This is a genomic window from Streptomyces sp. NPDC127097 (assembly GCF_042724075.1).
Taxonomy (GTDB): Bacteria; Actinomycetota; Actinomycetes; order Streptomycetales; family Streptomycetaceae; genus Streptomyces.
In genome coordinates this window covers 228,369-241,062 of sequence record NZ_JBHXFI010000003.1, presented here as the reverse complement: position 1 = coordinate 241,062, position 12,694 = coordinate 228,369, and the positions used below count along the sequence as shown (strand labels likewise).

Sequence of the window (12,694 nt, the reverse complement as noted above, 5' to 3'; positions counted from 1 at the left end):
CCCTGACGCTGGCTCAGGGGCGTTCAGCCGGGAGTATGACCATGGACGCGACCACGGTCTGACTACTTTCACCGTCCCCGCCGCTAATTTCGACTCATCGCATCCGAGGCGAGGTGCGAGAGACGGGGGAGCGAAGTGAGCGAAGAAGCGCAGCGGCGACAGGTATGGCGTGGTCGTCGGAGGCGTACGGGGGCGGTGCTCGGTGCGGTCATGGTCGCTGTGGCGCTGAGTGTGAGCGCGGCCGGTTCGGTGCACGCCATGTCCGGGGGCACGCAGTTGCCGCAGCGCGGCGCGGCCCCGTGGCTGGCGACACTGGCCGTGAAGGGCGATGCTCCGCTGCTGCAACGTGCCTCGTGCGGTGGCGCCCTGATCGCTCCCGACCGGGTCCTGACGGCGGCCCACTGCCTCGATGGACAGGACGCCCGGCGGGCGGAGGTGCACATCGGGTCCTCGGTCCTGTCACAGGACCCCGGCACCGTACGCGACATCCGCAGCGTCACCCCCCACCCCCGGTACGAACTGCTGCCCTCCCCTGCGGACCCCGACAACGTCGCACTCTCCTCAGCGGCCTACGACCTGGCGGAAATCCGCCTCAGCGCCCCGGTCCGAGGCGTCAAGCCGCTCCGCATCGCGCACCACCGGCCGCTTCCCGGAACCCCCGTCTCCCTCTTCAGTCACGGCACCACGGCCGCACCGGACCCTTCCCGGCCGGGGAAGGAGATCCGCGGTGACGTACTCCGCCGCGGCGACCTCACCGCCCGCACCCATGCGCAGTGCGCCGCCCAGACGCCCGCCGTAGTGGACGAGGCATCGGTCTTCTGCGCCCGTGACATATCCGGCGGCGAGACGACCATGTGCTTCGGCGACAGCGGCAGCCCCCTCGTCATATGGGGACGTCGCGGGCCTGAACTGGTCGGCGTCTTCAGCTTCGCCGGCGAAACGGCGGGCAAGGTCTGCGGCCAGCCCGCCGACGCCGCGTTCGCCGACGTTCCGGCGCTCATGGCAGGAGTGACGTCGGCATAGGTGTGTTGTTCGGGAAATGAGTGTGCAGCCAAGGATGCTGCTCAGGAGGGGGGATTCGGCTGATCTGCTGCCTGCGGCGCCGGCAGCTCGCTACGGTGACGGGCATGGATTCCAGTGACGTGCCCGGTGCCGATGAGTGGCCGCTGCCTCCCCCATGGATGTGGAGCTGCCAGGAGTGCACCGAGCTGTACAAGGCGATGAAGCACGCCCCTGAGGTGGTGAACGCCGCACAGGAGGAGGGTGAGCCGGGGGTGGACTACGACCCCCTCGACACGGTGGTGTCCACCCAGATCCGGCTCGCCCGGCACATCGCCACCCACCATGCTTCGGACGTCCCCGCCATCGATCCGTCCTGCGAAAGGTGCACCTCTGACGAGAGCCGGCAGATGCCGGCCGTACTCGTCCTGGAGCACCGCGCCCGGCACGTATTCGCCCCGCCGAGCATTGCCGGTCTGCTGTAACGCTCGCAGCGCCTGGGCAACGCTCGCAACGTGCCTGACCAGGGCGTGGTCATCGGCGACGCCTGAAGGGCGCGTCCTGGGGTGCAGCGGCCGACCGGCTCGTGCGCCGCACCGACCGGCTCGTGCGCCACCTACCGGCTCGTGTGCCGCCCGCATGGCCGGGGCACCGGTGCTTCGGTTCACCGAGAGTTACAGCGCCACGGTCACAGAGTTACAGCGCCACGGTCACGGCGTAAGCGATGAAGAATGCCGCACAGAGCACGACGAGAATGCCGAGGGCGATGGCCGGGCCTTTGGCCCAACCCCGTGTCTGTTTGTCGCGGGGACCGGTTTCGGCTCCCGTGCTGCCCTCGCCCTGGGGCGTTTCCTCGGGCGGCACCCCGTCACCGGGCCCGAGACCTGGTCCGTTGTGTGGATCCGATTCCGGATATTGAGCACTCATACTGGAAGCTTGCCCGATATCGACCGAATTCACCGGTCCGGGGTGACGGGGCTTGGGCCAAGCGGATGCGGGCTACTGCTCGCTCCTCCGGATGTGCCGCTTACGTGCTAGAGGCGGCGGAGGTGCCTCCCGCGCACGCGTCCGCCTCGTACTCGTAGGGGAACGTCGCGGAGGTGCTCGGCGAAGGGGGCGGGACCAGGGGTGCCGCTCGGCGCTCAGCGGTGCCGCACCGCCAGGAGAGGCGGCACCGCCCAGCGCAGCGGCACGGCGCTCACCGAAGGGGAACCGTCGCGGTGATCCGGAAGCCGCCGGATTCCAGTGGTCCGGCCTCGAAGGTGCCGCCGAGGACGGTGACCCGCTCGCCCAGGCCCACCAGACCGTGGCCGCCGCTCGGCAGCAGGGTGGGGACCGGGCCGTCCGGGGCCTCGTTCTCCACGATCACCCGCACGGCGTCCTTCTGGTACCGCACCTCCACCCGGGCCGCCACCTTGCCCGCGTGCTTGTGCGCATTGGTCAGGCCCTCCTGGATCACCCGGTACAGGGTGGGCTGGACGGTGGAGTCCGCAGCCGGCGGTTCGCCGATGACGTCGAAGGCGATCCGCATCCCGGCGGCCCGTGACTCCTCCACGAGGGTCGCGATGTCGTCCGGCGTCGGCTGCGGGGAGAGCGGAACCCGTTGGTCCCCGTCGTCCAGGCGCAGCACCCCGAGCACCTGCCGCAGCTCGTTCAGTGCCTGCCGGCCCATGTCCCCGATCAGCTTGCCGGTGTCCGAGGCCACCCCGGTACCGCCGGCCCCCGCCTCCAGTGCCCCGGCGTGGACCACCATCAGGCTCACCCGGTGGGAGACCACATCGTGCATTTCCCGGGCGATGCGGGTGCGCTCTTCCATCCGGGCCTGCGAGGCCAGCAGATGCTGCTCCCGTTCCAGCCGGTCCGCCCGGTCCTGGAGGGTCACCATCAGACTCCGCTTGGCCCCCCGGTACATGCCGAACAGCACCGGCACCACCACGGAGGGCACCACGAGGAAGATCGAGAAGGGCACGAACTGCTCGGCGTTGAAATCCGTGGCGACCACGGTCCACGCCACGAGGACCACGGCCGCCGCGCCCGAGCCGAGGAGGAGATTGCGCCGCGACGCCCCGTACTTCGCCAGCGCGTAGAGACTGACGGGGAGGATGCTGAAGGACGGCAGTACGAGCGGGATGAGGAGCACCGAAGCCGCGGCGAGCGCGTCCGGATACCGCCGCCGCCAGATCAGCGCCACCCCCTGCACCACCACGACCATGACGACCACCGGAGCCGGTAGCAGCAGCGGGTCCCGCTCCGCGCCGTTCAGGCCGCTGACCAGCGCGATCGGATTCGCCAGCGGGAAGAACAACACGAGCAGGATGTCGAACAGCATCGCGCTCCGGTGCTCCCACCACCAGGGCTGCCGCGGAGTCCTCGGGTAGAGGCCGGCCAGGACGGGCAGCACCACCGCGAGGAGACCGGCGAAGACGATGAGCACGGTCGACTGCGCGAAGGCCGTCCCGTGACGCGGGGCGTACTGCCACAGATGCAGTGCGGCGACGCCCAGAATGAGCAACAAGCCCGTTGATGCGGCGATGAACACCGTTCGCAGTCGCGGGGTGTGCCGGGACAGCGAGTAGTACGCCACCATCGTGGCCAGGACGGAGCCGGTGCCCAGGAGGAGACCGCCGGTGATGAGCGCGGTGACCGCCACGGGGAATCGGCGCCGCAGTACCAGCAGCAGAGCGACCACGGCCGTGAACCACATCGCCCAGTCCTTGGGCAGCAGGCTCTGTAGGTGCCCCTCGGGGAAGGCAGTGCGGAACTGTGCGTCGAACCCCGCACAGCCCATGGCTATCAGCACGTCGAGCGCGATCGCGCCCCACGGCCGCCACCACCGGGGAAGCGCAGGAAGCCAGAACAATGAGCCCGGAGTGGGCGGCGCCCGGTCCGGCAGTGGGGCGGGTGCGGCGGCGGGGCCGGCAACCTTGGCGGACATATCGGCGACCAAACGGACGTGCGGACAATTCCCGGTATGTTACGTCGACCCCGCCCGGTCCGGACCCTTCGGAGACGGTCTTGGTGCAGGCCCGGGACGAGCTCGATACGCCGAGGTGACCGGGCGCGCGGCACGCCGGGCTGTCGGGAGTGGCCGTCCCACCGGCTCGGAGGGAGCCCCGCCGCCGACACTCGCCGGCACGCGCCGACACCCGGTGGTACCGCGTCGCGGGCTGCGGACCTGCTGAGTTGCCGGGCAGGAACGGCACCACCGGCACCACTGGCCGTGGCCCATGGCCGAGGGCCGATGGCCACGATCCGCCCGTCTTCAGTCCCGGGATGCGGCGCCCGACCCCCGACTCTTCTTCCGCTGCGCCCCATGCCGGACGCCGACGACAGCCGGGGCACGTCCTACCGGAAGCAGGCCCGGGACGGGACGCTGCCGCCCGTTCTGGGGACGGTCCCCGGTGACGAGGCAGACAGCGAAACCCGTCGCGCTGTAGTGGCGTACGAGGCCGAACCGCACGTCGAGCCGTCGTGACCTGTTGGCGGGCGCGGGGGAGAGGGCGCCTCTGGTCGGTGTCCCGGCCCCTTGCTCCGTACTTGCTCCGTACGCTCCCCTTCAACGGGAGCTCGCAGCAGACGTGTTGGGGCCACCCCGCGGCCGGCGCCGGTTTCTCTCCTGGCCTACTGCCGTCCTGGCCTACTGCGGCTTGAAGGAACGGATTTGGTAGCTGCCCTGCAAGTTGCCGCCGGTGTGGGAGGGCGTGGAGCCGACGCGTGCGTGGTAGTTGGTCTGGGTGTAGTACTGCACACGGTGTCCGGTGTTGTTCCATACGGAGCGCACGTTCTGGCCCCGCTGGATGAAGGAGCAGTCGTCGGCCGTGTTCGCCTTGCTGGCTTGCGACCACTGGCAGCGGGTTCCGCCACCGTTCCAGTCGCTGTAGATGCAGAAGTACCCGGAGGTGCAGTTGAAGGCGGCCAGGCCGGTGGGTGCCGAGGGGGTCGCGTTGGCGAGCGGCGCGGCAGCGAAGGCGGTGGCCAGGGCGGCTGCGGCGATGGTGAGCGAGCGAAGACGACGCATGGCAGGGGTCCTTTTCGTGGTGAGGGTGGGAACGGTCACGCCGCTGTGGATCGGCTGAGAAGGATCGCGTCGGGGCGAGCCACGGATGGTGGGTGGCGTGGGAGGGTTGGCCCGCGAAAGGGTGCCGGGCGGGCGGCCTGACGAAGCACCAGTATGGTCCGCGCCCGCGGCCGTCCTCAGGGCTTTTCTCGCCGGACCACCGGCTGTTGGAGCGCGGCAGCGTATGCACCGGGCGTACGCGGCGCGCCGCGCTCCGACGCCTCGCGGTACAACTTCCGCCACCGCCTGCGCAACGGGACCGGGACGCGCAACCGGCGCCGGCCGGCACCCGGGCGGGGGCTGCTCCCTCGCGCCGAAGTACGAGCGGCCGACCGGCCCCTGGCACTAGCGGGGCGCCTGATAACGGTTACGACAGGTCAGCTACCGATCGGCTTCGAGCCCTCGAGGTCGTACCAGGTGCCGCCGCGGCCGTCGTCGTCGATGTCGACGTAGATGCGACCGTCACCGGTGTAATGGGTGCGCCCCAGGGCGTACGGGCTGGCGCAGTCGGCGTTCGTGTCCCCGGCGTTGACCGCCTTCGTGAAATTGCAGCGCCTGCTTGTGATGACCAAGCCATCCCGCTCAAGCCGGGTCTCGACGATGAAGGCGTCGACCTTGCGCCAGCCGCCACCGTCCATGACTCGGCCGTGGCCCCGCCCCCGCCCCGTGGTCGTAGTTGGCCTTATCGCTCCGGTCCGAGCAGTAAGGCGCACCGAGGATAGTGGATCACTGTCACTGTCGCGTAGGTCGCCGTACGTTCTTGTCGTACGGCCTCCCTTGCGCCCTCACGACGACTGACGGCCGAACTCGCCGCCAGGGGCGCAAACGGGTAGTGCGGATGATCTTCCGTTGAGTAGGGTGAACCCTCGGATACCGGGCAACCGTCCGCGCGCTGCGCTCGAGACTCCGCGCTTGGCCGCGTGGCGCCTGCCACGCACGAAACGTCTCTGCGGCGCGGACGGTGCGCAGGACGACGGCCCGTTCCTCGGCCGCGAGGTGGCCTGTGGCGCCGCGAAGGGCGCGGTGTGTGCGGGCGGGAGCCTCGGCGGCAAGAAAGTGAGTGAGAACAAGATGCAACCGACCTTCGTACTGGTTCATGGAGCCTTCGCGAACTCCTTCTCCTTCGCGCCGCTCCAGGCCGAACTCGGCCTCCTCGGACACCGTTCGGTCGCCGTCGACCTGCCCGGCCACGGATTCGGGGCAACCTACGCGCGCGCCTACCAGGCGCCGCAGAATCTCGAAGAGCTCGCCACCACGCCCGGCTCGATCAAGGGCGTCACGCTCGCCGACAACGTCGCGCACCTGATCGGAGTCCTGGAGCGGGCCAAGGAGAACGGGCCGGTGATCCTCGTCTCCCACAGCCGCGGCGGCGTCACGGCCACCGCCGCGGCCAACGCACGGCCGGACCTGATCGACCGCATCGTGTATGTCTCGGCCTGGTGCCCGGTCGAGCTCGACGTCAACGACTACTACGCCGAGCCGGAGATGGCCACGGTCGACGCCGCTTCGCTGGCGATAGCGCTGGCCGGGAACCCGGCCGAACTCGGCCTGCTGCGCATCAACTTCCGCACCGCGGACCCGGCCGCCCTCGCGGCGTTCAAGGCGGCCTTCTTCGCCGACGGCACCGACGAGGAGTTCCTGACTTTCCTGAACACCTTCCAGCCCGACGAGAACCTGGACGTCGGCACCTCCGCCGACCGGGCGCAGGCCGCCACCTGGGGTCGCATTCCGAAGACCTTCGTGCGGCTGGCCGACGACACGAGCCTGCCGCTCGCCCTACAGGACCGGCTGATCCGCGAGGGCAACGCGCTGACGCCGGACAACCCGTACGACGTCCGCACTCTGGCGGGAAGCCATCTGAAGTGGCTGGTCGACCCGGCGCCGGCGGCCCGTGTCCTGGGTGAACTCGCCGAACCCTGGTGTGCCGGGGACGAGCGCCGGCCGTGACCCACGGGCGCAGAGGGTGGTAGCACCAGCTGCGCCCGCCTCCCGTGGCACCGGCGCGACTGGGTGCCACGTGAGCGACCTGGGAGGACGCACCGCGAGGCGGGCGACGGCGCGGCACGGCAGCGGTCGGGCGGCGTTTGTCGCCAGGGGCGTGGTGCGGTTTGCGAGGCGGGTGTGGCGCGGGGCACCCTTGCGGCATGTCATACGTAAGGCTTGAAGCCTGGATCGGTGGAGAGTGGCTGGAGGTCGACGCGGTGAGCGTCACCGTGATGGACTCCGCGCTGACCCTCTCCTTTGAGCATCAGCGGACCGAGTCCGGGTACCGGAGCCTGATCTGGGAACCCCTGGAGAAATTCCTCCGGGAGTACCGTGACGAGCCGCTCGTCGTCGTACCACTGGGCCGCAACCTGCCGGTGATGTTCGGTCCCGGCGCGGCGGGGCCGTTCCGGCTGGCGGAGATGCGGGACGCCTGACCTGGCCTTACGGCCCGTTAGTGGCGAAGGCCGTCAGCCGGCAGTCGTGGCGGGGACGCGGCGACGGCGGCTGAGCGCGCCGAGAGCGATGTCCACGGCCAGGAACGCGACCAGCGAAAGGCCGAGCAAGGGCACCAGCCGGCCCACCACCGCTACCGCCGGCACGAGCGCGATGAGCACGGGCAGCGGTACCTGCCGCCACGCGCCACGCGGGAGGGGACGCCCGAAGGGCAGCGCGCGGTCGCGGGTGGGGCGGCGCTGCCACCACATCCGGTAGCCCCAGAGAATCAGGAAGATCAGGGCGAGGGCGAGCGCGGCCAGCGCGATCTGGTTGGCGAGGCCGAAAAGGGTGCCGGTGTGCAGGTCGATGCCGTAGCGGGTGAGCTTGGCCAGGACGGGGTGGTCGGCGAAGCGTGAGACATCGGTGACCTTGCCCGTCGCCGGGTCCACGGCGATTGCGTCCTGCTTCTCGGGCCAGCTGCGCTGCACCTGCTTGACGACGTAAGCGGTGCCCTTGTCCGTGGGCAGGCCGATCTCGACGGGGTTCGTGAGGCCCTGGGCGCGGGCCGTTCGGAGCACCTTGTCGATGCCCACGTCCGCCGGCGCGGCTCCGCTCGGCCGGCTTCCCTTCGCGTTGCCCCTCCCCGGCATGTCAGGCATCCCGGACATCCCTGCGGAGCCGCCCTGTCCGGCGTGGTGCTCGGCCACGGCCGTCGAGACGGTCGGGGTCGCCTGTCCCAGGGACTCCCGGAGTTCGCCGATGTTCGCCCCGGCGTACGCGGACCAGGTCAGACCGGTCGCGGAGAGGAAGACCAGGCCGCCCGCGGCCCACAGGCCGACCGCACCGTGCCAGGACAGGGTCCGGCGGCGGCCGGTGGCGGTGCGGTCCGGCAGTGCGAGCGCCCGCAGCCCGCGGTTCCGGCGCTTCCGGCCGATCCACAGCGCCACTCCGCCCCCGGCGACCACCCACAGCCAGCTGGCGGCCAGTTCGCTGTAGAGCCGGCCGGTCTCGCCCAGGTGCAGGTCGCGGTGGAGGGAGCCGAGCCAGGTGCGCAGGGGCAGCGCGCCCGTGGAACCGTACGTCTCCAGAGCCCCTCTGACGTTCCCGGTGTAGGGGTCGACGAAGACGGCGAGCTGCTTGCCGGCGGAGACGCCCGGTACGTCGGAGAGCAGGACCCGGGTGGTGTCGCCGGGCCGCGGTGCCGGGCGTACGGCGGCGAGCTTGCCCTCGGGATGCGACTTACGGGCGTCGGCGACCTGCTGCGACAGCGGCCGCTCGGCCTTGCCCACCGGCACGCTCAGCTCATGCGCGTAAACGACCTTCTCCGCCTGGAAGGAAGCGGCGTACAGCAGCCCGGTGACCGCGGCGACGAGCAGGAAGGGCGCGATCAGCACCCCGGCGTAGAAGTGCAGGCGCAACACCAGCGGACGGAGCGCGGCCCACCCGGTCCGCCGTACCGCCCGCTCCGCCCCGGAGCCGGTGGTGTCCGGGGCGTCCGGGGAGTCCGGTGTTTGGCTCGGTGCGAGACGTTGTTCAGTGGGCACGCGGGGCTCCCGGCTCGTGGAGGAGGTGGCCCGGCCCGCTGCCGGTACCGTTCAGGGAGTCGGACGCACCGCAGGACGAGTTCCCGCGCATCATGTGAGCTGCCCCATACGGCAGGCTGCCCGGCCCGCACCCACCCTCCGGGGAGCCCGCACCGGATGGCACGATGGCGGCCATGACGAACGGGCCGGCCTTACCTGCTGACGTGCTGATGTCGCGCGTGCTGTGTGGGCTGCTGCGCCGGGTCCTTCCCTCCCGCACCCGGCCCGAAGCCCCCGGACCCGGCCCGTGGCAGACGGAGTGTTCCGCCCGTCCCGCCCCCTGCCGCCGGTCCGAACAGCACTGCCCACCCCCCACCGTTGGAGGCAGCCCGATGATGACGTACCCCGCAGACGCGCACGCTTCCCGGCGGAGCCGCAAGCGGAAGTCGACCGCGATCGCTGTGGTGACGGCCGTGACAGCGGCGTCCCTGCTCGCCGGCTGCTCGTCCGAGGAGCCGGCGAAGCCCCAGCGCCCGGACCCGGCGACCCCCTCCGCGAAGCCGAGCAGCCCCGCCCCCACGCCGAAGACCGTTGGGTTCTCGCCATATGTGGACACCTCGCTCAAGCCCTCCTTCGACCTGGTCAAGGGAGCCGAGGAGACCGGCGTGAAGGAGTACAACCTGGCGTTCGTCTCGCCGGGCGGCGGCTGCGTGCCCAAGTGGGGCGGCAGGCAGCCGCTCGGCGCCAACCCGGTGGCGCGGCAGGCGGACGCACTGCGCGCCCAGGGCGGCGATGTACGGATCTCCTTCGGCGGGCAGAGCGGCAATGAACTGGCCAGGGTCTGCGGCTCGGTGGACAAGCTGGTGAACGCCTACCGCAAGGTCATCGACACCTACCACCTGACCAAGGTCGACTTCGATATCGAGGGCCCCGCGCTCACGGACACCAAGGCCAACGACCTCCGTGCGCAGGCCATCGCCCGGCTCCAGCAGGACACAAAACTGGATGTCTCCGTCACCCTCCCGGTGCTTCCCTCCGGCCTGAACCGGCACGCCGTCGCGGTGCTGAAGAGCGCCGAGAAGAACGGTGCCCGGATCTCCACCGTGAACATCATGGCCATGGACTACGGCACCTACTACGACGGTGACATGGGCGAATACGCCATCGCGGCCGCCACCGCCACCCAGAAGCAGCTCAAGGGAGCGCTGGGGATCCGGGACGAGGCCACGGCGTGGAAGAGCGTCGCGGTCACCCCGATGATCGGCGTGAACGACGTCAAGGTCGAGGTCTTCCGGCCCGACGACGCGGCGGAGCTCAAGAAGTTCGCCGAGGAGAAGGGGCTCGGCCGGCTGTCGATGTGGTCGGTCACCCGCGACAAGCCCTGCCCGGGAGGCGCCAACCTCAAGGCGGTGGCGACCTGTTCGAGCCTGGGGAAGAAGACGAACGAGTTCGTGCGCGCCTTTACGGGCTGAGCCGCGGAGAGCCGGCGGGCGGGGTCGGGCATCGTCGCACCGGGGTGCCCGGCCGGGGCCGGTTCACCGGTGACCGGGTTCCGCTCGCCCGTTCGGGTGAGCTCGATCCGGCTGTGTTGCCCGCACCACACCGGGATGGGTTACTGAATCCGTCCGATTCCGGTGGGCCGCCCATCCTTTCCGGGGGAGTGGAAGGTGCCCTGCCTGTTTCGGAGCACCGGTGTGATGACGGTGCCGTTCGAGCGCTCCTCCGTTGGGGATGTGCAGGACCGGCCATGTCGGCGCGCGTACGCGGGCGTCCCATGGTGCGGCGGGCCCGCAAGTTGGCCCTGGAGCCGTCATGCCTGCTGCCCGCGCTGTGTGCCTCGCCGTCCGTGTCCTCGCTCTCCGATGGGTGGCCCCGCCGGGCCGGTACGCTCCCTTTCCCCAACTGCCCTATGAAGTAAGCCCCGTTGACCCGGCGGCCGTGGGCACGGCATCGGCGGTGACACCGTCATGCTGAGTCTTGATGCCGTATACGCCTACGGCCTGATGGCGGCGCGCAATCAGTTCTCCGGTGTCTTTCCCGACCAGGGCCCCTTCGGTGGCGGCACCCAGGTGACCATCATCGGGCGCAACTTCACCCATGCCACGGCCGTGACCTTCGGCTCGCGTCCGGCGGCGAGTTTCACCGTGCTCGACGACGACACCATCGTCGCGGTGACTCCCTCGGGACAAGGGGCGGTCCCGGTCACGGTCACCACCCCTGGCGGATCGGCCTGGGTCGGTTACTTCTTCTACATCACCTGGCCCAGACTGACCGGAATCGTCCCCTCCACGGGGCCGATCGGCGGGGGCAACACCGTCGTCCTCACCGGCGCCAACCTGCGCACCGCGCTCCTCGTCCATTTCGGCGACGCCGTCGCCTTCCCCACGGCGCTCTCCGACCGGCAGGTCGGTGTCACGGTTCCGCCCGCCGCGGGCCCCGGCACCGTCCCCGTGTATGTCACCACCCTCGGCGGGGTGAGCAACCGACTGCTCTACACCTATGCGGCGGTGGCTTTTGTCACCGGCGTCACCCCGGACACCGGGCCGATCGCGGGCGGCACCACCGTCGTACTGACCGGCAGTGGCCTCGCCCGCGTCAGCGGGGTCACCATCGGCGGTGTCCCCGTACGGTCCTTTCGCGCGTACTCCGACAACGTGCTCGTCGTGGTGACACCCGCGGGTGTTCCCGGCCCGGCCGACATCGTCGTCACCACACCCGCGGGCAGTGTCACGTTCCCCAACGCCTTCGACTACAAAGCGCCGTCGGCGATGACGGTCACCTCCGCGCCGGATCCCTCCCTCGTCGGCCGGCCGGTCACCTTCACCGCTGAAGTGGAGGGCGTCCCGTCCACGACGGGGACACCGTCCGGCACCGTCACCTTCGACTTCGGTGACGGAACCGCACAGGTGACGGCGTCCCTGACGGACGGCACGGCCACGGTGGAGCACGCCTACGCCGGCCCGTCGGCCACCCCCTACGCCGTCACCGCCACCTACAGCGGCGACCTCTACTTCCTGCCCGCCACCGGGACGGACACCCAGGCCGTCGAGGTCGCACCGACCACCACCACGGTGACGTCCGGGCCCGACCCGTCCCTGGTGGGCCAGCCGGTCACCTTTGTCGCACGGGTCGCCGCCACCCCGCCGGGAGCCGGCGCGCCGACCGGCACGGTGACCTTCGACTTCGGCGACGGCACCGTACCCGTCACCGTGCCGATGGACGGCGGCTCAGCGACCGCGATCCACCTCTATGCGGACGCCGCCGGACTGCCCTACCCGGTCACCGCCACCTACAGCGGCGACGACAACTTCACGCTTTCCACGGGGACGGACAGCCACACCGTGCAGCAGGCGGCCACGGCCACCGCGGTGGACCTGGCACCCAACCCCTCCGTGGCCGGGCAGCCGGTGGCCGTGACCGCCACGGTCACCGCCGTCCCGCCCGGAGCTGCCGTCCCGACCGGCACGGTCACCTTCGACTTCGGCGACGGCACCCCGCCCGTCGACGTACCGCTCACCGACGGCACCGCCGCCACCAGCCATGGCTGGGCCGGTACGGCGGGCAGCCCCTACACGGTCACCGCCACCTACCAAGGCGACGGGAACCTCGAACCCTCCACGGGGACCGGCACCCAGGCGGTGGGGGCGAGCGGGTCGTCGACGGCGGTGGTCTCGGCGCCGGATCCGTCGACGGT

12 protein-coding genes are annotated in these 12,694 nt (G+C 70.8%); 7 read left to right on the top strand and 5 right to left on the bottom strand.

Annotated features, from left to right (window positions below):
- Positions 1 to 135 precede the first annotated feature (135 nt).
- On the top strand, positions 136 to 1,023 hold the full coding sequence (locus tag ACFWJW_RS04795) for a S1 family peptidase (RefSeq protein ID WP_387234878.1): 888 nt from the start codon (positions 136 to 138) through the stop codon (positions 1,021 to 1,023).
- A gap of 104 nt (positions 1,024 to 1,127) precedes the next feature.
- Positions 1,128 to 1,484 (top strand): hypothetical protein, encoded by a 357-nt coding sequence (locus ACFWJW_RS04790; protein ID WP_387234875.1) that lies wholly within the window; start codon positions 1,128 to 1,130, stop codon positions 1,482 to 1,484.
- Between the two features lie 211 nt (positions 1,485 to 1,695).
- Here the strand turns inward: ACFWJW_RS04790 and ACFWJW_RS04785 are convergent, their stop codons facing one another.
- Positions 1,696 to 1,926 (bottom strand): DUF6480 family protein, encoded by a 231-nt coding sequence (locus ACFWJW_RS04785; RefSeq protein WP_387235125.1) that lies wholly within the window; start codon positions 1,924 to 1,926, stop codon positions 1,696 to 1,698.
- A gap of 271 nt (positions 1,927 to 2,197) precedes the next feature.
- The gene (locus ACFWJW_RS04780; protein ID WP_387234872.1) at positions 2,198 to 3,934 is read right to left on the bottom strand and encodes a sensor histidine kinase; all 1,737 of its coding nucleotides are present in this window, start codon (positions 3,932 to 3,934) and stop codon (positions 2,198 to 2,200) included.
- A 378-nt stretch (positions 3,935 to 4,312) separates the two neighbouring features.
- Between ACFWJW_RS04780 and ACFWJW_RS04775 the strand changes: the two genes are divergently transcribed.
- Positions 4,313 to 4,474 (top strand): hypothetical protein, encoded by a 162-nt coding sequence (locus ACFWJW_RS04775; RefSeq protein WP_387234869.1) that lies wholly within the window; start codon positions 4,313 to 4,315, stop codon positions 4,472 to 4,474.
- A 162-nt stretch (positions 4,475 to 4,636) separates the two neighbouring features.
- On the opposite strand, the gene ACFWJW_RS04770 is transcribed toward ACFWJW_RS04775, so the two are convergent.
- The gene (locus tag ACFWJW_RS04770; protein ID WP_387234866.1) at positions 4,637 to 5,017 is read right to left on the bottom strand and encodes a peptidase inhibitor family I36 protein; all 381 of its coding nucleotides are present in this window, start codon (positions 5,015 to 5,017) and stop codon (positions 4,637 to 4,639) included.
- Positions 5,018 to 5,433: 416 nt separating this feature from the next.
- Positions 5,434 to 5,694, bottom strand: a complete 261-nt coding sequence (locus ACFWJW_RS04765; protein ID WP_387234863.1) for a hypothetical protein — start codon at positions 5,692 to 5,694, stop codon at positions 5,434 to 5,436.
- A gap of 433 nt (positions 5,695 to 6,127) precedes the next feature.
- On the opposite strand from ACFWJW_RS04765, the gene ACFWJW_RS04760 reads away from it, so the two are divergent.
- Entirely contained in the window at positions 6,128 to 7,003 is an 876-nt protein-coding gene (locus ACFWJW_RS04760; RefSeq protein WP_387235122.1) for an alpha/beta hydrolase, read from the top strand.
- A 197-nt stretch (positions 7,004 to 7,200) separates the two neighbouring features.
- Positions 7,201 to 7,476, top strand: a complete 276-nt coding sequence (locus ACFWJW_RS04755; protein ID WP_042158621.1) for a hypothetical protein — start codon at positions 7,201 to 7,203, stop codon at positions 7,474 to 7,476.
- Positions 7,477 to 7,509: 33 nt separating this feature from the next.
- Here ACFWJW_RS04755 and ACFWJW_RS04750 read toward each other — a convergent pair whose 3' ends face one another.
- Complete coding sequence (locus ACFWJW_RS04750; RefSeq protein ID WP_387234860.1) at positions 7,510 to 9,021, bottom strand: PepSY-associated TM helix domain-containing protein; 1,512 nt, start codon at positions 9,019 to 9,021, stop codon at positions 7,510 to 7,512.
- Between the two features lie 374 nt (positions 9,022 to 9,395).
- On the opposite strand from ACFWJW_RS04750, the gene ACFWJW_RS04745 reads away from it, so the two are divergent.
- Positions 9,396 to 10,472 (top strand): chitinase, encoded by a 1,077-nt coding sequence (locus ACFWJW_RS04745; RefSeq protein WP_387234857.1) that lies wholly within the window; start codon positions 9,396 to 9,398, stop codon positions 10,470 to 10,472.
- A gap of 495 nt (positions 10,473 to 10,967) precedes the next feature.
- Positions 10,968 to 12,694 (top strand): IPT/TIG domain-containing protein (locus ACFWJW_RS04740; RefSeq protein WP_387234855.1); only part of this gene is annotated, 1,727 nt, incomplete at its 3' end.